This is a genomic window from Pseudoalteromonas sp. C12FD-1, assembly GCF_037414265.1.
GTDB lineage: Bacteria > Pseudomonadota > Gammaproteobacteria > Enterobacterales > Alteromonadaceae > Pseudoalteromonas.
This window is the reverse complement of record NZ_JBBEVD010000051.1, coordinates 80,664-101,370: the sequence shown is the minus strand read 5'-3', so window position 1 is coordinate 101,370 and position 20,707 is coordinate 80,664. Positions and strand designations below refer to the sequence as shown.

The window sequence follows — 20,707 nt, the reverse complement described above, 5'->3', positions numbered from 1 at the left end:
CGCATACAGTTTTCTCTTTTACTTTAAGTTAGGGCATACTTATTGCTTTTAAATACTTTAAAGTAACTTGCCAACAAATTGGCATTTAACACATAATAACAAGAGTTAAACTGTACTTACACGAAAAATCGTACCTATATTAATAACATAGCGCGATGTTACGTTTATTGAAGTTTTCAAATAAATGGACTTTACAGTATACCAACTTTTCAATTAGACGGTGACGATTTATAAATGGCTGACGACATACTGCTCAAACACGAAGACCTCGTAAATGAGCTAAAAACCTATTTAGGTAACGCAAAGTTCGACCAAATTTTCAAATCTAAAACGGCCGGTTTAACTAAGCCTGAGCAATTTTTGATGAAAATGGAAATGTCGCGGCTTTCTCAGCCTGTTGCCCGCTTTGTTGACTTACGAGGCTTAGTAACTGGCCAAGTGCGCCCATATGAGCACAATGGTAAACAACACTTTATGGATGACACCGCCATAGAAGTATTTGAAACAGCCCTTAAACAACACGGCGGCTATACATTAGCGGTATACGAAGCGGTAATGAACACCGAAAACAACCATCGCGTACTACAAAAGCAAGCGCAAGAGCAAAGTGATACACAAGTTGAAAACGACACTCTAACTACCAGCGTAATAAAATTTGCCTCTTATGAAAGCCGCTCTGAGGAGCGAATGAACTACTCGATTAAAGTTAAAATTGAGTACAACGATAAGAAAAATATTGCAGCTAGCACTTCAGATATTTCTTTAAGTGGCTGTAAAATTAAGCTTTCTACCCGCCAAGTTATTAAAAAAGGGCAACTTATTGCCATGCGTTTAGTCGGCCTTGAGCAAGACTTTGAGCTAGGCCTTAAAAATGGTATTCAATATGAAGTGGTCGCTGTTGAAAACATATCTCGTGAATATAATCATATCCGCCTAAAACGTACCTACATTGAAAACAATGAGAAGTTTGACGAATTTTTAGAAAGCTTTATCCATGGTAATAAACGCCGCTATAAAGTTAATTTAGATAACACCCTTGATGCTGTTGTCTCGAAGGGTTATGAGCAATATTATATTCCGCGCGTTACCTCCTTATACGTATTTTTAAGCAAAAAAGGCGAGCAAATAGTCCCAAGCTTGAGCCTGACAACTGAAAATAATATTTTTATTCAGCGCTATTTTACTGATGAAAGAAAAGTACCCTGCTTATATAGCATTTTGAATAATCAACGTATTAGTCAAATGCTTAGCCAAGTAACCGCCGTAAAAGAAGAGTACCTATATACCTTTACACATGTATCTGCAGGAAAAATTTATTATTACTCAGCCACTCGCACAGAGCTTAATAACAACCCCAAATTAAAAAATCTATTTTTAGGATTCGGCAGTCAAAAAGACAGCTGGCAATGTTTTAAGCTACAAGTTATGCCAAGCCACCCAGATGACTCGTTTATTCCGTTATCGCTGCCTAATTCGGCGGGTAAAAACATTGAAAAACTAAATAAACCGCCATCGCCCCGCGTGTCAGGCCTTATAAAAGATGTGAAATACATTGCGGTTTTAACCGCCATTGGTAATAGCGAAGAACAAGCGCATTATAAAAAATTACCGTTTGATAAAGCGATAGTTAACCAACTTAAGCATTTTGGCCATGCTAAACATAACAAACCGCCATATTTAGATATTGTTGCACTAGAGTATGTAAACTTACGCTCTCACAAACGTTACTTATATAAAACACCCGCTTTAGTTACCTTTGAGGATAAGCAGTACCAGGCCCATTCTCGGGATTTTTCGGTTATGGGTTTACAGCTAGAATCATCCGTTCCGGTTAGCTTTAAAAAAGGCGATATTGTTTTACTGTCGTTCCCCGATTTACAAAAAATAACTAAAAAGCATAATTTGAGTGAGCTTAAATACGAAGTAATGGCAATTAGTAAGTCCTTAACAACCATTAATTTAAAAGCCAATAGAGTGGCAGACTTACCGCATGCTGGGGTTAACTTTTTTACCCAATTAATTGAAAGTAATAAAGATAAACTAAAAGTATCTGAAGAGGCGCCTAAAATAGAGGGCCTTTCTACTGCACTTAGAAATATGGTGACAAAAAGCGTTTGCCAATTCCCGCTTTATTTACATAAAGAAGCAAGCCACTTTATTTCAGGTGCCATAGGTTTTGGTTTATATGCCAGCCCTATCCACGTGATTTTACAAAATTTTGGCTTATTAAATAACAAAACAGATTTAAGCCATATATTAACGCAGCAACAAATTATTGATGTGATCACCCCAAGTATTAAAGACCGAAGTCGACAAGATCCGCCTTTACCATTTACTCTCGTGATTAACTTTGACCCTAAACAGGACAGTATTGAAAAGGCCGTTACAAGCCAATGCGTTCTAGGCGAAAACTATTCAAGCTTTAATGAGCAAATTAGCGCAGGCGTTAAATCTGAGCTGGTATTTGTTATGCGCTTGTACTTATCTCGTACCGGCCGCCCAGATACAGACTATCTATCAAACGAGCTTAAATATGTAAGCCAATACGCAATGCACAAAGCAAAAGACATAGAAGAAGCACTATGGGCAGTATCTGGAGTGGGTGATATTGTAGATATAACCGACGAAGCGCTTAGCCATTTAGAGTTAGATCAAAAGCAGGTCGCTCAAATGGGCCGTAGAAAACTGCTGTGGTTAAACCGCTTGCGCTAAGCGGCTTAATACCAATCCGCAATAATACTTAATCATTTTTAGGGGCTAAACGTGTCGCTATCTGCGTTAAAAAATTCTCATTTAGAATAACTAAATAGCGAATTTTTTGCCTTGCTATCAACACGTTTTTCCATCCTCAAAATAGATCACTTGATTATGCGAATTGGTATAACTTATTTTAGCGGATATTCTCAGGTTACTTTTTTAAAGGAATTGCCAACATATACAGCAATTGCAATAAAGAACCCTGACATATAGCGGCTTGAGCCTGCTCCACCACCTTTGGCTTACCATGTACAGCAACACCTAACCCTGCTTTTTCCATCATTAGCAAATCGTTTGCGCCATCGCCAATGGCTACCGTTTGCGTATTTTCTAAGCCCAACTTTTGTTGCAGCGTTTCTAAAATAACCGCTTTTTGCTGCGCATCAACAATAGTACCAGAGACCTTACCGGTGAGCTTATCGTTTGCAAATTCAAGTACATTAGCATGTACTTCATCTAAGTTAATAAGCTGTTGCACACGCTCTGCAAAAGGAACAAAACCGCCTGATGCGATGGCTAGATACCAGTGATGCTGTTTTAATATTTGGCATAACGCTTTAATACCTGGCATTAATGGCAAAGTACTTTTTAAGCCGTCTATTAAGCTTTGCTCTATACCTGCTAACTTTGCAACACGCTGATTTAAACTTTCGCTAAAATCTAGTTTGCCCGCCATTGCGAGTGCGGTCACAGAGGCCACATCGTCATAAACATCAGCTAAACGCGCAATTTCGTCTATGCACTCTATGGTGATGGCGGTGGAGTCCATATCCATAACCAATAAGCCTGGTTTATATAAGTTTGGCGGCGTAATGACTTGTACTAGCTGAAAATCAAGCGTGTTTGCAAACTCCCCTAGCGCAAGCGGATTAATTTTTTTATCAGCTTCAGGGCTATAAAAACACAAAGCTGGTGCTAAGCCTAAGTCAGGCTGATACTGGCATACAGCGGTTACATTAAGTTCGTGCTCTTTTAAAAACTTGATGATACTGGTTACATGCGTTAGTTCAAAATCACCGGCAAACGCAATACTAAATATCCCAACGGTTTTATCTGGTAGTGTTTGAGCGGGAATAAAATGCCCATCATTGTAATCAAACCATGTGTTTAGCGTTAAAGAGTGTAATGCTTGCTCAGCAGCTGGCTGTGCCATGTTCATTTGCGACATGGGTTCTCCGTGTTTGTTATTTATTTTTCTAATTTTGCGTATCAATTAGGGGATTCATAACGCTAAATTCGCCATTGAGGTAGATTTAAGGTTATAGTTACTATAGTTGTAACATCAAATCAAAATGCTGTCAGTAGCATATACGGTGACTATGAAAAATAACCATATAAAAAGCCCTTTATCTGCATCACAAAGAAAGCGAATTATTCGCTTATTATTGGCTGCGGGCTGTTTTGTATTACTGAGCTTTGTAGGTGTTAACAGTAGCTTTGAAAGCCACCAACTACTTTATAATAGTGCCGATAATACTGCCAAAAGCTTAGCCCGATTTATGGCACTTAATGCTAAAGAGCCATTGCTTGCTAAAAACAAACCACAACTTAATGCGTTGTGTAACGATATAAGTAAAGACGAGTTTGTACTTTCAGCCACAATATACGATCAGCAAGGTGTGCTTATAGCCAGCAGTGATCATTGGCAGTCGCATCATGTATATGGCCAATTACCAGAGTCGACTCCTGGTATAAGTAAGCTAAAAACCCCGTTTGTCGAGCCTGTTGTAAGTGATATAGACAAGCCTCTTGGTTTTGTCTCTATTACCTATTTAACCCGTGCGGCGATATCAGACAGCCACAATCATTTTCATGATTTAGGCAGGCAAGTTTTGTTAATGCTAGTTATTGCGTGTATTTTTACTTGGCAGCTAGGGCGTGCACTAAAGCGCTGGCAGGTAAACCGTTATATGCAAAAAACCTCAGAGCAAGAGTCGTAAAGCTGCTTAGCAAGCGCCTCTTTATCGCTACATTGTTTTAAACTACATACTACGTTAAACACATTTGGAATGTGTAGTGGCGTATTAATTTCACCTTGGTGACCGCTAAGTGGCATTGAGGGCGAGTCGGTTTCGAGCACTAAGTGTTGTGGCTCAATTTGAGCAATGACATTACGGGTTTTAGCTGCTCGCTCGTATGTTATAACCCCACCTACCCCTAATTTAAAACCTTGTTTAATGTAATAGTGTGCTTGCTGGAGTGATCCCGAAAACGCATGTATCACCCCACCATATTTTGGCTTACAACGTTTGAACGATTGCGCAATTAAGTCATGGCTTTGCCTGTGGTGCACAATAAGCGGTAAATTTAGCTCATTAGCAATCGTTATTTGCTGCTCAAATAACCGCGTTTGTTTTGCAAGGTTTTCAATACTTCTATCGAGCCCACACTCACCTATTGCCACCAGCTGATTTTTGTTGGCTTTTGCAAAGTCGAATAACTGCGCTAAGTGAAGTTCTTTATGATCATCTAAAAAGTAAGGGTGGAGCCCTGCAGCTATATGCACTTGTGGGTATTCGCTTTTAAACTCAATTAGCTGCTTAGATTGCGCCAAGCTAATGCCTGGCACTATAAAGCGCTCAACGCCCTTTGCCACACATTCTTTTATAAGTGATTCACGCTCTGCGTCAAACTCATTAAAATCAAGATGGCAATGGGAGTCTATAAACTTCACAAGCGTAGCTTCTTAAGGGTTTAAACGTGTCACTTGCCAGCTATTATCGTCTTGGCGCTGGTACATAAAGCGGTCATGTAAACGGTGTGCGCCACCTTGCCAAAACTCTATTTTTGTAGGTACTACGCAATAGCCGCCCCAAAAGTCAGGCAATGGGATTTCACCTTTGGCAAACTTGCTCTTCATATTGGCAAAGGTTTCCATAAGTACTTTTCGCGACGACACGGGCCTGCTTTGCGCTGAAGCCCAGGCCGCTAATTGGCTTTCTTTAGGGCGTGATAAAAAGTATTTTGCCACGGCTGATGTAGGTAATGGTTTAGCCTCGCCGTACACAATCACTTGGCGCTCCATATGGTGCCACGGAAAATGCAACGATATTTTATTATTACCTTTTAGCTCTTGTGCTTTACGAGAGCCCGTATTAGTAAAAAATACAAACCCGTTATCATCAAGGTGTTTTAACAGCACAATACGCTGCGAAGGTTGCCCAGTTTCATCAACCGTTGCCACAACCATAGCCGTTGGATCAGGAATATTACTGCCCACAGCATGCTCAAGCCACGCTTCAAATTGTTTGAATGGATCATCTTGCAAGTTATCTTCGCTTAGCGCGTCTTGCAGGTATTCACGGCGGATATCTTCGAGTTTCATAAACAAATCCTTCTAAAGAGCTATCAGCTATCAGCTATCAGCTATCAGCTATCAGCTATCAGCTATCAGCTATCAGCTACAAAATTGATGCACCTATAGGAGACGTCAAGTATAAACACCTAACATTATCTGCAAGTGTAGAAGTGCTAGCAAGGCGGTAGAACTATTTATGCCAAGGAGCATACAATTAGTATGTGACTTAGGCTAAAAAAGCACAACAACGCAGTCAAAGCGAACTACACGCAGCAGACGTTCACCTATGTAGTTTAGCCTAAGACAAGGCGTCTAATCCGGCTTATCCCTATGAGCATACGGTTTGTATGTGATTAGGGTAAGTCGGATTAGATAACGCAGTATTAGGTTAAAATACGACGGTGATTACATTTGCTCCATGACTTCAATGCCAAGTAAGTCCAATCCAGTTTTCAGCGTATCTGCCACTAAATTACACAACACTAAACGGCTATCACGTACGCTTGGCTCTACGCCTTCTTTAAGTACTGGGCAGGCTTCGTAGAATGTCATGTATAAGCTAGCTAGTTCGTACAAGTACCCACATAATACGTGTGGAGTGGCTTCATTGATCATTAAATCAAGGACTTCTTCAAGCTGTAGCAGTTTAAGCGCTAGCGCTTTTTCTTGTGGCTCTGTAATAGCTACATCAGCATTTAGCGTAGCGGCATCTACACCTGATTTACGGAAAATACTGCGTACACGAGTATAAGCATATTGTAAGTAAGGTGCTGTAGCGCCTTCAAAGCTTAACATGGTGTCCCAGTTGAATATGTAATCGCTGGTACGATGCTTAGACAGATCAGCATATTTAACGGCGCCAATACCTACTTTACGCGCAATTTCACTGCGCTCATGATCCGATAAGTCTGATTCACGCTCTGCTAATTTTGCTGCTGCACGGCTAATCGACTCTTCAAGTAAATCAGCAAGTTTAACAGTGCCACCGGTACGGGTTTTAAATGGTTTACCATCGGCGCCCATCATGGTGCCAAATGGGCAAAACTCATAGCTTGTTTCATCGCGTAAAAGGCCTGCTTTACGTGCGGTAAGCTCTACTTGGTTAAAGTGAAGGCTTTGACGTGCATCAACAAATATTAAAATACGCTCAGCGCCTAAGGTATTTGAGCGATAGTTACACGCGGCTAAATCGGTGGTTGCATATAAAAAGCCGCCGCCAGATTTTTGCACGATAAACGCAGATGGCTCGCCATCTTTATTTGCAAGTTCATCTAAAAACACCACTTGTGCGCCTTGCGACTCCACAGCTATGTTTTTATCTTTTAATAGGCTAATAATATCGTTAAGCTCACTGTTGTAAGCACTTTCAGCCATAATATCGTCTTGAGTAAGCGTTACATTTAGACGTTTGTAAACCTCTTCAGAGTGCTTAACAGAGGTTGCTATAAATAGCTTCCATAGCTTTTCACAGTGCGCGTCGCCACCTTGTAGTTTAACAACGTAATCACGGGCTTTATCGGCAAAGCCTTCTTCATCGTCAAAACGTTTTTTAGCATCGCGGTAAAATGTTTCTAAATCAGCAAGCGCTACCGACTCTAAGTCTACGCCTTGACTAATTTGATCTTCTAAATGCGCAATTAGCATACCAAACTGTGTGCCCCAATCGCCCATGTGGTTTTGACGAATGACTTTATCGCCTCTAAATTCAAGCGCACGTACAATGGCATCACCAATAATGGTTGAACGCAAATGGCCTACGTGCATTTCTTTTGCAAGGTTAGGCGATGAGTAATCTACCACAACAGTTTGCGGTTCAGCGTGCTCGTTTACAGCCAGTTTTGCATCGCTGTTTGCTGCTTTTACACTGTTGGCCAAAAACTCAGGCTTTAAATGAATATTAATAAAACCTGGGCCGGCAATTTCTGTTTTTTCAGCAATCTCGGTTACATCTAGGTTATCAATAATTTTTTGTGCAAGCTCGCGTGGGTTGCTTTTCATTTTTTTAGCGGCGCCCATTGCACCATTAATTTGGTAATCACCAAATTGTGGACGTGTGCTTTGTGTAACTGCTGGGTTTGTGTCTTCAGGTAAGCCTGCTGCAGTCATGGCGGCAATGGCTTTTTCTACCAAGATAGTACGAATGTTCATTATATTATTTACCTTTGTAAGCCCGCTAAAGCAGGCTTTCAGTTAACTTTAGTCAGTCAATTCTAGTTTTCGCGCGTATGGCTAAATGTTACGTCTGGGTAACGCTCTACCGATAGATTAAGGTTTACACGGCTCGGCGCTATGTAAGTTAAGTTATCGCCACCATCGAGTGCTAGGTTGCTTTCGCACTTGCGTTTAAACTCTTCAAACTTTTTAACATCATCACAGTGTACCCAACGCGCAGTATTTACGTTTACGCCTTCATAAATAGCATCTACGTTGTACTCTGCTTTTAAACGCGCTACAACTACGTCAAACTGAAGCACACCTACCGCGCCCACAATCAAATCGTTATTAATAAGTGGTCTAAATACCTGAACTGCGCCCTCTTCAGATAGCTGTACTAAGCCCTTTAATAACTGCTTTTGTTTAAGCGGATCTTTTAATCGAATACGACGAAATAGCTCAGGGGCAAAGTTAGGAATACCACTAAATTTTAGCTTTTCGCCTTGCGTAAAGGTATCACCAATTTGAATCGTGCCGTGGTTGTGTAAACCAATAATGTCGCCCGCGAATGCATCTGCTGCGCGCTCACGATCGCCTGCCATAAAGGTTACCGCATCAGAAATACTTATTTGTTTACCAATACGCACATGGTTCATTTTCATGCCTTGGCTGTATTTACCCGATACAATACGCATAAAGGCAATACGGTCACGGTGTTTAGGGTCCATATTGGCCTGAATTTTAAACACAAAACCAGTAAAGTTTTCTTCTGTTGCAACAACTTGGCGATCATCTGTTTCGCGTGGCAATGGCGTTGGTGCCCACTGCGTTAAACCATCAAGCACATGGTCTACACCAAAGTTACCAAGGGCTGTACCAAAGTACACGGGCGAAAGCTCACCCGCTAAAAACAGCTCAAGATCAAACTCGTTAGAGGCACCTATTACTAGCTCTAGTTCTTCACGTAATTGTTCAGCGAGCTCTTCACCAATGGCAGTATCAAGCTCTGGGTTGTCAAGGCCTTTAACTGTACGTACTTCTTGAATAGTATGACCTTGTCCTGTTTTATATAAAACCGCCTCGTCATTATGAATGTGGTAAACACCTTTAAACTCTTTACCACAACCAATTGGCCACGTAATAGGCGCACAAGCAATATTTAGCTCTGTTTCTACTTCATCAAGTAGCTCCATTGGGTCACGAATATCACGGTCACACTTATTCATAAAGGTAACAATTGGCGTGGTTCGTAGGCGCGTAACTTCCATTAGTTTACGGGTACGGTCTTCTACACCTTTTGCGGCATCAATAACCATTAAACACGAGTCTACCGCGGTCAATGTACGGTAAGTATCTTCTGAGAAGTCTTCGTGTCCAGGGGTATCAAGTAAATTAACTAGCGCATTGTTATATGGAAACTGCATTACAGAGGTAGTAACCGATATACCACGCTCTTTTTCCATTTCCATCCAATCAGACTTCGCATGCTGATTAGAGCCACGGCCTTTTACAGTACCGGCTTTTTGAATCGCTTGTCCGAACAAAAGTACTTTTTCGGTGATGGTTGTTTTACCAGCATCCGGGTGCGATATAATTGCAAAAGTCCTTCGCTTGCTAATTTCGTTGATAATATTCTGGTCTGCCATTAATAAGTTCTTTTAGTTTGATGCCAAGTTACATGCATAACATTAAGTGTATGCAAGGCAACCCGTTAAGTTGATCGTTATTAACTGGGCTTTGAGCAATTTAGTGTGAATAAATTGACTACAATTAACGCCATATAGCTAATTTTTTAATAGTGGCAATTGTAACAGGAGTCGGTATAAAAGTGTGCTATCTAACTTAAAAATATCTTGGCTCTGTCTATTTACTATTTTAGGGGGCCAGCTAACTCTAATTTAATTGGTAGATACATTAGGTTTTAATAATGATGTTTTCACTTCAAGTACATAAATAGGGTAACTTTTAAACCTTTACAGGTAACTTAAAGTGTCAAGAATATAAAAGCCTCCTTAGCAATAGCTTATTAACACCCCATAGATTTAAATGTCATATTTTCACCCTAAATTAACGCTAATCGGCCTCTGCTTCTTGAGAATTAAATCTGTAACGCATATCATTGATAGATTGCACGGAGGATAAGTAGTTTGGTCATGAAAACCAGTAAGTTAAGCATTCGATTATTATGGTATATAACTCCGCTTGTTATATTGCCTTTGTTGTTTTTAGGTGGTTTTACATTAACTAACGTAACTAACTCAACACAAAAGCAGGCTGATCTTATAATGAGTCGCTTTGTTGAGCAGCAACAGCAAAAGGTTTTCAACTACATAGACTCGTTCCATTCAACAGCAAAACTACTATCTACCTCGCCTGTTTTAAACGACTTTTTATCTAACGACATTCATGCTGATGGCAGCTATACCCGCCGCTTAGGGGCACTCATGGATGTTTTTGCCAGTTACAGTGAAGCCTACCCAGATATCATTAGTATTAATTTAGTGTCGGCCAGTGGTAAAAGTGACGCGTATTATTCTAATAACTTAACAACCGCACCGCAGTCATACCCCTTTTTTAAGCAAGTACTGCAAAGTAATTTGCGCCAGCAACAATTTATGGTGCAAAACAGCGACGGCACCACCAACTTATTTTTTGTACAACGCGTACAAAGTGTTGATTACTATTTAAAACGCCCACAACAACTTGGCTTTATAGTATTGCAAGTTGAGCCCTCTATATTAAACACCAGTATTTTAGAGGCCCCTTATAACAACACCCTTAATTTACTACTGACTAACGATGGGCAAATTTTATTTAGCTCAGACTACAGCTTACGCGGGCAATATATTACCGAGTACGAGCTTGATCAGGTTCACAACTTGGCAGATGTAGGCACCCTTTCGACTATTGAGCTTTCGAGCATAGACAAAATAGAAAGAATGATATTTGCCGTGCAAATGAGTGGTGGCTATTACTTTGTTTCAACTATTCCAAAAGGCGTGCTTTATCAATCAGGTAAGGCAATTAGCTTAATTACAGGCTTAATTGTGATTATTTCGGTGATCACCCTGCCTATTCTTATTTTTGTGGTTGTGCGTAATTTACTGCTAAACCCCATTGAGCTTTTAGGGGCCGCTAGCCACCGCGTAGGCGATGGTGATTTATCGGTAAATTTACCTGCTCATACCAATGATGAAGTTGGGGTGTTGTTTAACGATTTTAACCACATGATTAACCAAATTAGACATTACCAAGAGCAGCTAGAAGAATATAAACATCACCTAGAAGACAAAGTCGAAAGCCGTACTAAAGCGCTCGAAGCGATGAACAGCCAGCTTGAACTTGCCATAGCTCAAGCAGAGCAAGCCAACCAGCTTAAAAGCCGTTTTTTAGCAAATATGAGTCACGAGATTCGCACCCCACTTACTGCCATTATGGGCTTTACCGAGCAGTTACTAATTAACGATAAAGTGGTTAATGACAAACAGCATTTAAATACCATTTTACGAAACTCTAAACACTTATTAGAGCTAATAAACAACATACTCGATTTATCTAAAATAGAGGCAGAAAAGCTCGCTGTAGAGCAAGCCCCCCTTAATGTAGTGCAGCTGGTTCACGATATAGAATCAATTATTGAACCGCTAGCGCACGAAAAACAACTCGCGTTTAGCATTCATTACGAGCTGCCATTACCGCGCACTATTTATAGTGATATGACGCGCTTAAAACAAATTTTGATAAACATAGCCAGCAATGCTGTCAAATTTACCGAGCAAGGCCAGGTGTCTATTTGTGTACATTATTTGCAAAGTAAGCAGCAGCTTGAATTTGTTGTTAAAGACACCGGGATTGGTATGTCTGAGCACCAAATAGAGCGTATATTTAAACCTTTTGAACAAGCCGATGCCACCACCACGCGCCGCTTTGGGGGCACAGGGTTAGGCTTATGTATTTCTAAAAACTTAGCGCAGTTATTGGGTGGCGATGTTACTTTAAAAAGCGAAATTGGCATAGGCAGTCGCTTTGCTATTACCGTTGATTGCCATATTAACGAGCCTAAACAGTCACTAGAACTTTTAACTGAGCAAACACAGCTTATTCCAGAAAAAGACCCTTTCTTGTCGTTTGCCACTTCTAGTTTTGATGCCAACATACTTGTTGCCGAAGATAACCCAGATAACCAGCTACTTATAAAATTGCTTTTACAAACCTGGGGCCTAGAGCCTGATATGGCTAATAATGGTGCACAAGCAGTAGAAATGGCATTAGTTAACGACTACCAGCTCATTATTATGGATATGCAAATGCCAGTAATGGGCGGCCTTGAGGCAACTAAAATGCTACGCCATGCAGCCTACGATGGGCCTATTATTGCGCTTACCGCTAATGTAATGAACCACGATATAGACACCTATATAGAGGCCGGTTGTGATAAAGCACTGGCAAAACCCATTGATAAAGACGCGCTTGAAAACGTACTTGTCAGTTACTTAAATCTTGAAAAAGATAATCAGAATAAGTGGGATAGCTTACTAAAAAGTGAAAAATTTCAGCAAATTAACGATAACTATGTGGCTAATCTGCCAAGTTACCTACAAAAGGTAAACAGCTTAAAAGCCAGTAACGATGCAGAAGCGCTTCGAAGCGTAGCTCATAGCCTAAAAGGCAGCGCGGGGTGCTTCAATTTTGACGATATTTACCACAGTGCCGCTTTATTAGAAGAGAACTTACTCAGTAACGATCAAACACAACGCCCTACTTTGATCATTAATTTAATCAATGCAATAGAGCAAACTATTGCTAAAAGTAAACTGACAGCTTAAAGCTTACAAAAACCCTAAATTAAGTGCCATGCCCATAAGTATGGCATCTTCAAACCCATTTTTAGTTTCATTGTCGCTTGGGTAATAGTTTTTACGCACCGACATTTGCGTAAAGCCAGCGTGTTCGTACAGCTTTATTGCACGCGCGTTTGATTCTCGTACTTCTAAAAAAAGATTTTCAGCATTTTGCTGCTCGCCATACTCAATAAACTGGCTAAGCAACTGCCTTGCAATGCCTTTACCTTGCTCACTGGGCGTTACGCATATATCCATAAGGGTAAAGTCAGGTCCTGCCTTTTCACCTATATAAAAACCCACCAACGTGTTTTCATCAAACGCGGCTAAATTAAAGTAACGGCCGCCCATGCAAGAGCTCATTGTTTTAAGAGTCCAAGGATGAGAGTGGCAGGCAGTTTCTATAGCCATTAATTGTGCTATTGCACTTTCGTTTACAGGTTTAAAATTTATCAAGGCGTGTGCTCATTAAAGCCCATAAAGCGCGCTTATCAGAAGCACTGAGCTGTGAGGTTGGTAGTGTAAGCTTATCGTCAGTTAACTGTATGTCTGCCCCTTTTAAAACATGATTAATTGTTAAAGAAGGTGCACTTAAGCGTATATCACTTAATAACTGCTTGCTCAGCGCTAAAGGCTCAACGGAAGTACTTTGTGAGACAGCTAAAGTAGTCTCAGTATTTTTAGGACGATAGTGCTGATTTAGTTCAAGGTTTTCTATACCAAAAATAGCTGCGTAACGTGGATGCATAACAACTCAGTAGATTAAACACTAGAACAATATATGAAGTAACAAAAACGATGTAAAGAAGAAATGGCAGGGGCGGAGAGATTCGAACTCCCAACCGTCGGTTTTGGAGACCGCTGTTCTACCAATTGGAACTACGCCCCTGCAATGTCGACGAATTATAGAGACCTTTTAGAAAAGGTAAAGTAAAAAATTAACTTTTTAGTTCAACTGCTTTTAAAACATACAAAACGATGAATTAGCATGCTAATTTGCTATTTTTATTCACTTTAAATTGTACTATGTCGTGATTATAACCACGAATTATGCAGGTATTAGTTTTTCATACTTGCTGATTTTTGTAATTTGCAAAACAAAGGCGGCTGTAAAACAACCAATCTTTATTTTTTAACTGGCTATAGTTTTGCGCAGCGCCAAACATAAACAAATCAATAACATTGGCAGCAATTATGATACAATTTTGCGTCTAGGAGATCCGCGCCTTACCACCCAATTGCATATTTCATCATGTATCTTACTTACGCGGATTATTCACAATGCAAATATGGAGGAGCTTTACTATTGGCTTTTGCCAATGGTTCACGCCAGTTATATGAAGTTTAAATCAAAAAAATACAGTATCGACTCAACTGATTACCAAGTAGGCCAAGATAACGTTAGTAAATGGGGTATGGATATACACAGTAACGTATTTTCTGTTTCTGTTGGCTTATCTCTACTTTTTATTATAACGCTACTCGCTTTGTCACCTAGCGAAGCAAAAGAAGCTATTAACTCTATAAAAAATGCTGCACTTACAAACTTTGACTACGTATTTATGTGGGGCGCAAACATATTATTATTATTTGCTATAGGTATAGCAGCCTCACCACTTGGAAAAATTCGCTTAGGGGGCGATAAAGCAACAACCGATTACTCTACCCTCTCTTGGATTTCTATGCTGTTTGCCGCAGGTATGGGTATTGGCCTTATTTTTTGGGGCGTAGCCGAACCTACTGCATTTTATACCGACTGGTTTGGCACCCCGCTTAACGCTGAAGCCTTTACCGAGCAAGGGCGAGAAATGGCCTTAGGGGCAACGGTATTTCACTGGGGTCTGCATGCATGGGCTATTTATGGCATGACCGCATTATGCCTAGCGTACTTTGTATATAACAAGGGATTACCACTTTCAATGCGCTCAGTATTTTATCCCCTATTTGGCGATAGAGTATGGGGCAAGCTAGGTGATGTAATAGATGTAATGGCCGTGTTGGTAACTCTTTTTGGCCTTGCTACATCACTTGGGCTGGGTGGCTCACAAGCAGCCAGTGGTATAAGCCATGTGTTAGGTTTTGAAAACTCACTATTTCTGCAACAAGCTATCATTGTGTTAATTATGGGCTTGGCTATTTTATCTATTGTACGCGGTATGGATGGCGGCGTTAAATTGCTAAGTAATATAAATATGGGCATAGCATTTGTGTTTTTAGCCCTGGTATTTATTTTAAACTTTACCACCGTTCTAGATTCTGCTTACACAGCAGTAATAGGCTATGTTAAAAATATTATTCCACTAAGCTCAAGCACCAGCCGAGAAGACACGCAGTGGCTACACGGCTGGACCGTATTTTACTGGGCTTGGTGGGTAGCGTATGCACCTTGCTTTGGTATGTTTGTAGCGCGTATTTCTAAGGGGCGTACTATTCGCGAATTTTTAGTGTACGTTTTACTTATTCCAACCTTAGTGACCACTGCGTGGATGTCGGTGTTTGGTGGCGTAGCAATTGATCAGGTTATAAATGAAATTGGCGTTCTAGGTACCGATCAAGGAATTACAGATGTATCTCTGAGCTTATTTTATATGCTCGATGCGTACTCTTTTGGCACCGTGCTTTCGCTTTTAGCAGTGGCATTAATTATTATATTTTTTGTAACTACACTCGATTCTGGTTCTATTGTAATTGATAGCCTTACATCAGGCGGAAAGCTAGAAGTACCTATAAAGCAAAAATTAGTATGGGCTAACATTGCCGGTATAATTGCCATGCTAATGCTGTGGATTGGGGGAACTGAGTCTATTCAGGCACTACAGTATATAACCATTATTGCAGCGCTGCCTTTTACGTTTATTTTATTGTTTGGCAGCGTAAGCCTTGTAAAAGGGCTGCTTACTGAGCTAGAGCCAAAAGCTAAACCTTAAAATTAAGAGCTAAAATTAGCACGTAAAAAAGCCCGTTTACAAACGGGCTTTTTAATACGCAATAATAAGCTTAGCTTAACAAAGTAAGCTTATTTGCTTGGGTTTATTCCCACTCAATTGTGGCTGGTGGTTTACCAGAAATATCGTAAACAACACGCGAGATACCGTCAATTTCGTTAATGATACGGTTAGAAACCACACCTAAAAACTCATACGGTAAATGTGACCAGCGCGCCGTCATAAAGTCGATAGTTTCAACACAACGTAGTGACACAACCCAATCATACTTACGAGCATCGCCCATAACCCCTACCGACTTAACAGGTAAGAATACAGTAAACGCTTGGCTTACTTTATGATAAAGCTCAGCTTTGTGTAGCTCTTCAATAAAGATAGCATCAGCACGGCGTAGTAAATCACAGTACTCTTTTTTGATTTCGCCAAGTACACGTACGCCTAAACCAGGACCTGGGAATGGGTGGCGGTAAAGCATGTCGTAAGGTAAACCAAGCTCTAAGCCAATTTTACGTACTTCATCTTTAAATAATTCACGTAATGGCTCAACTAAGCCCATTTTCATGTCATCTGGTAAGCCGCCCACGTTGTGGTGAGATTTAATTACGTGTGCTTTACCTGTGGCTGAAGCAGCTGATTCTATTACGTCTGGGTAAATAGTCCCTTGGCCTAACCACTTCGCATTTTTAAGCTTTTTAGCTTGCTCATCAAATACATTAATAAACGTATGGCCAATGGCTTTGCGTTTTTCTTCTGGATCTGATTTGCCTGCAAGGTCAGCTAAGAATTGATCCTCAGCGTCTACTTTAACAATATTTAAGCCAAATTTATTGCCAAACATGTCCATAACTTGCTGACCTTCGTTTAAACGAAGTAAGCCATTATCAACAAATACACATGTTAGATTATCGCCAATGGCACGGTGAATCAGCATTGCTACAACAGATGAGTCAACCCCACCCGATAAGCCTAAAATAACTTCGTCATCGCCAACAGTCTCTTTAATGCGCTCTATAGCATCATCAATAATTTTGGCAGGTGTCCATAGTTTTTCACAGCCACATATATCAATTGCAAAACGCTCTAATAAACGTTGTCCTTGATGAGTGTGAGTTACTTCTGGGTGAAATTGTACGCCGTAAAAACGTTTTTCTTCGTTAGACATAGCAGCATGCGGACACGTTGGTGTTTTAGCTGTGGTGTTAAAGCTTGCTGGCACTTCCATTACTTTGTCGCCGTGGCTCATCCACACGTCTAAAACGCCGTTGCCGCCATCGGTAATATGATCTTCAATTGCATCGAATAATGCACAGTTACCCACTTTTTCTACTTGTGCATAACCAAACTCTTTTTTATCTGAGCTGTGTACACTGCCGCCAAGTTGAGCTGCCATGGTTTGCATGCCGTAACAAATACCCAGCACTGGCACGCCAGCGTTAAACACGTATTCAGGTGCACGCGGGCTGTTCTCTAGTGTGGTTGACTCAGGGCCACCAGATAAAATAATACCTTGTGGATTAAATTCGCGAATTTGCTCTTCGGTCACATCCCATGCCCACAGCTCACAGTAAACGCCAATTTCGCGGATACGACGCGCGATTAATTGAGTGTATTGCGAACCAAAATCTAAAATTAGAATTCGTGAATCGTGAATATCTTTGCTCATGAAGGATCTCGTAAAGTAGATGCTAGATTCCACTAATTTGCTTAGTGGCTATAAAAGAGGGCTGGTAATTCCAGCCCCGTAATTTAAACGTGTTGTTTAACCTAAGCGGTAGTTAGGCGCTTCTTTGGTAATTTGCACATCGTGAACGTGCGACTCACCCATACCTGCAGATGTAACACGTACAAACTGAGGTTTTGTATTTAGCTCTTCAATGGTGGCACAACCCGTTAATCCCATTGCGCTACGAAGGCCACCCACTTGCTGATGAATAATCGTTGCAATTGGGCCTTTATAAGCGACGCGACCTTCAATACCTTCAGGTACTAATTTGTCAGCTTGGTTAGATTTTTGGAAGTAACGATCCGACGAACCTTCTTTTTGATCCATCGCCCCTAACGAGCCCATACCGCGGTAAGATTTGTAGTAACGACCTTGGTAAAGTTCAACTTCGCCTGGCGCTTCTTCAGTACCAGCAAGCATTGAGCCCACCATTACACACGATGCACCCGCAACTAGTGCTTTAACAATATCGCCAGAAAAACGAATACCGCCATCGGCAATTACTGGAATATCACGCCCTTGTAAGCCATCTACCGCATCAGAAATAGCCGTAATTTGTGGCACGCCACAACCTGTAACAATACGCGTAGTACAAATTGAACCTGGGCCAATACCTACTTTAACCGCATCCACACCTGCATCAGCAAGGGCAATTGCGCCTTCGGCAGTGGCAACGTTACCAGCAATAATTTGTAAATCTGGGTAGTCTTTACGTGTTTGTGAAACACGGTCAATAACACCTTGTGAGTGACCATGCGAAGTATCGATAAGTAAAACATCAACACCCGCCTCTACTAATGCAGCAATTCGCTCATCAGTACCTGCGCCAACACCCACTGCAGCACCTACACGTAAACGACCTAGCTCGTCTTTACATGCATGTGGTTTGTCTTGCGCTTTTTGGTAATCTTTTACGGTGATCATGCCTTTTAGTTTAAATGCATCATCAACCACTAAGATTTTTTCAATGCGGTGTTCGTGCATTAAACCTAAAATTTCTTCGCGCGATGCGCCTTCTTGAACCGTTACCAGTTTGTCTTTTTTAGTCATAACGCTAGAAACAGGCTGTTCAAGCTTAGTTTCAAAACGCATGTCACGACCAGTAACAATACCTAGTAGGTTATTTTCGCTATCAGTAACCGGGAAACCCGAGAACCCTTTCTCTTGCGAAAGAAGCGTCGCATCTGCAATCGTTAAATCGGCAGACACAGTAACAGGGAATGATACAATACCTGCTTCGTAGGTTTTAACTTTACGTACGTTTCTCGCTTGTTCTTCAATGGTCATGTTTTTATGGATAAAACCAAGACCACCTTCCTGCGCGAGGGCAATAGCTAAACGAGCTTCTGTAACAGTATCCATAGATGCTGAAATAAGCGGCAAGTTAAGTTTGATACCACGCGTTAAGCGAGTTGAAATATTTGCCGTGTGTGGCAAAACAGTAGAATGACCAGGTACTAAAAGTACGTCATCAAAGGTAAGAGCTTCTTTAGCGATTCTAAGCATTTTGGCAACTTCTCACATGTGGATCTAAGATAAGGAATTGCGGCCAAATTTTAACAGCGTTGTGGGCATTCGTAAATAATATTTCGCAAATATTTATGATAAACTTGCCTTATAACTTGCATCATAATAGTTTTAGGTTGTTTTTTATGTTTTCGAAGCCTTCGCAAACGGTTTACACCGTATCGCGCCTTAACAAAGAGATCCGTACAGTTCTTGAGCAGGGCTTTGCATCGCTCATTTTAACAGGCGAAATTTCTAACTTTATTACCCCTGCTTCTGGGCACTGGTACTTTTCGTTAAAAGATGAAAAAGCACAAATAAAAGCGGCTATGTGGCGCGGCAATAACCGCAGCCAAACTTATCGCCCCGAAAACGGCGCACAAGTAACAGTAAGGGCACGTGTGTCACTTTACGAACCACGTGGTGATTATCAACTTATTGTTGAACATATGGAACCTGCCGGTGAAGGCCAACTTAAGCAAGAGTTTGATGCATTAAAAATGCGCCTCGCCGCAGAGGGTTTATTTAGTTCAGCCTATAAAAAAGCACTGCCGCAAAATATAAACCGTGTGGGTGTAATAACCTCGGCAACAGGCGCTGCCATAAAAGATATATTAACCGTACTAAAACGCCGCGCACCGCAATTAGAGGTAATTATTTACCCAGCCATGGTGCAAGGTAAAGAAGCCCATGTGCACTTAATTAACCAAATACAATTAGCCAATGCACGCAATGAGGTCGACGTACTTATTTTAGGGCGAGGCGGTGGCTCGTTAGAAGATTTATGGTGCTTTAACCATGAGCAGCTTGCGCGTGCTATTTATCAAAGTGAATTACCTATAGTGAGTGCGGTAGGCCACGAAATAGACACCACCATTAGCGATTACGTTGCCGATGTTCGCGCAGCAACACCTTCAGCAGCTGCTGAGCTTGTTAGCCCTAACACGCAAGAGCTACACAGTAAGGTTGTAGAGCTCATTAACCGATTAAATAATGCCTTTAAACACGATATGGCCGATAAGCGCGCACTCGCCACACAGTTACAGCATAGGCTTAACTTGTGCCATCCGCGCAATCAACTTAATCAAAAAGCACAGCGATTAGATGAGCTAACTATTGCATTACAACAGGGCATGCGTAATCGTCTTTACCAAAAAGAGCGCACACTTAATAATTTAACCCCGCGTTTAATGCGCCAATCGCCTGATAAAAAGTTATCGCAAGCCAGTCATCAGCTTATGCAGATACAAACCAGACTTGAGCAAGCAATGCAGCACAAATTGCAACACGCACAAAATAACTTAGCGCTGCAAGCGAGTAGGCTCGATTCGGTCAGTCCACTCAATGTTTTAGCGCGCGGTTACAGCATAACCAAAACCCAACAAGGTAAAGTAGTAAAATCGGTAGATCACATTAAAACGGGTGATGTACTAATTACAGAGCTGGCCGATGGCGCTATAAAATCAACCGCATTGTAAAGCTC

14 protein-coding genes and 1 tRNA gene are annotated in these 20,707 nt (G+C 41.1%); 5 read left to right on the top strand and 10 right to left on the bottom strand.

Features of this window, described 5'->3' with window-relative positions; genetic code table 11:
• Positions 1–234: 234 nt before the first annotated feature.
• Positions 235–2,712 carry a PilZ domain-containing protein gene (locus WDB87_RS06775; RefSeq protein ID WP_337849417.1) on the top strand — a complete coding sequence of 826 codons (2,478 nt, stop codon included), beginning with the start codon at positions 235–237 and terminating at the stop codon, positions 2,710–2,712.
• Positions 2,713–2,908: 196 nt separating this feature from the next.
• Here the strand turns inward: WDB87_RS06775 and serB are convergent, their stop codons facing one another.
• Positions 2,909–3,925 (bottom strand): phosphoserine phosphatase SerB, encoded by a 1,017-nt coding sequence (gene serB / locus WDB87_RS06770; RefSeq protein ID WP_337849416.1) that lies wholly within the window; start codon positions 3,923–3,925, stop codon positions 2,909–2,911.
• 151 nt (positions 3,926–4,076) lie between these two features.
• Between serB and WDB87_RS06765 the strand changes: the two genes are divergently transcribed.
• A complete protein-coding gene (locus WDB87_RS06765) occupies positions 4,077–4,697 on the top strand; it encodes an AhpA/YtjB family protein (protein WP_286245073.1) in 621 nt (206 codons plus the stop codon).
• Here the strand turns inward: WDB87_RS06765 and WDB87_RS06760 are convergent.
• From WDB87_RS06760 to prfC, 4 genes are all read right to left on the bottom strand, one after another.
• A complete protein-coding gene (locus tag WDB87_RS06760) occupies positions 4,664–5,431 on the bottom strand; it encodes a TatD family hydrolase (RefSeq protein ID WP_337849415.1) in 768 nt (255 codons plus the stop codon). The genes WDB87_RS06765 and WDB87_RS06760 overlap by 34 nt on opposite strands.
• Positions 5,432–5,443: 12 nt before the next feature.
• Complete coding sequence (gene pdxH / locus WDB87_RS06755; RefSeq protein ID WP_337849414.1) at positions 5,444–6,082, bottom strand: pyridoxamine 5'-phosphate oxidase; 639 nt, start codon at positions 6,080–6,082, stop codon at positions 5,444–5,446.
• A gap of 378 nt (positions 6,083–6,460) precedes the next feature.
• Complete coding sequence (gene argS / locus WDB87_RS06750) at positions 6,461–8,203, bottom strand: arginine--tRNA ligase (protein WP_337849413.1); 1,743 nt, start codon at positions 8,201–8,203, stop codon at positions 6,461–6,463.
• A gap of 62 nt (positions 8,204–8,265) precedes the next feature.
• Positions 8,266–9,855 carry a peptide chain release factor 3 gene (gene prfC, locus WDB87_RS06745; protein WP_286245077.1) on the bottom strand — a complete coding sequence of 530 codons (1,590 nt, stop codon included), beginning with the start codon at positions 9,853–9,855 and terminating at the stop codon, positions 8,266–8,268.
• A 507-nt stretch (positions 9,856–10,362) separates the two neighbouring features.
• Here prfC and WDB87_RS06740 point away from each other — a divergent pair.
• On the top strand, positions 10,363–13,035 hold the full coding sequence (locus WDB87_RS06740) for an ATP-binding protein (protein ID WP_286245078.1): 2,673 nt from the start codon (positions 10,363–10,365) through the stop codon (positions 13,033–13,035).
• Between the two features lie 3 nt (positions 13,036–13,038).
• Here WDB87_RS06740 and rimI read toward each other — a convergent pair whose 3' ends face one another.
• The 3 genes from rimI to WDB87_RS06725 form a co-directional block, all read right to left on the bottom strand.
• The gene (gene rimI / locus WDB87_RS06735) at positions 13,039–13,506 is read right to left on the bottom strand and encodes a ribosomal protein S18-alanine N-acetyltransferase (protein WP_286245079.1); all 468 of its coding nucleotides are present in this window, start codon (positions 13,504–13,506) and stop codon (positions 13,039–13,041) included.
• The gene (locus tag WDB87_RS06730; protein ID WP_286245080.1) at positions 13,493–13,798 is read right to left on the bottom strand and encodes a hypothetical protein; all 306 of its coding nucleotides are present in this window, start codon (positions 13,796–13,798) and stop codon (positions 13,493–13,495) included. The genes rimI and WDB87_RS06730 overlap by 14 nt, the downstream gene beginning before the upstream one ends.
• Before the next feature lie 64 nt (positions 13,799–13,862).
• A tRNA-Trp gene (locus WDB87_RS06725) sits at positions 13,863–13,939 on the bottom strand.
• Positions 13,940–14,387: 448 nt separating this feature from the next.
• Between WDB87_RS06725 and WDB87_RS06720 the strand changes: the two genes are divergently transcribed.
• Positions 14,388–15,977 carry a BCCT family transporter gene (locus tag WDB87_RS06720; RefSeq protein ID WP_286245081.1) on the top strand — a complete coding sequence of 530 codons (1,590 nt, stop codon included), beginning with the start codon at positions 14,388–14,390 and terminating at the stop codon, positions 15,975–15,977.
• 103 nt (positions 15,978–16,080) lie between these two features.
• Here WDB87_RS06720 and guaA read toward each other — a convergent pair whose 3' ends face one another.
• Together guaA and guaB are read right to left on the bottom strand one after the other, a co-directional pair.
• The gene (guaA, locus tag WDB87_RS06715; RefSeq protein ID WP_286245082.1) at positions 16,081–17,658 is read right to left on the bottom strand and encodes a glutamine-hydrolyzing GMP synthase; all 1,578 of its coding nucleotides are present in this window, start codon (positions 17,656–17,658) and stop codon (positions 16,081–16,083) included.
• Positions 17,659–17,754: 96 nt separating this feature from the next.
• Entirely contained in the window at positions 17,755–19,224 is a 1,470-nt protein-coding gene (gene guaB, locus WDB87_RS06710) for an IMP dehydrogenase (protein ID WP_286245083.1), read from the bottom strand.
• Positions 19,225–19,370: 146 nt separating this feature from the next.
• Between guaB and xseA the strand changes: the two genes are divergently transcribed.
• Positions 19,371–20,702 carry an exodeoxyribonuclease VII large subunit gene (gene xseA / locus WDB87_RS06705; protein WP_286245084.1) on the top strand — a complete coding sequence of 444 codons (1,332 nt, stop codon included), beginning with the start codon at positions 19,371–19,373 and terminating at the stop codon, positions 20,700–20,702.
• Positions 20,703–20,707 lie beyond the last annotated feature (5 nt).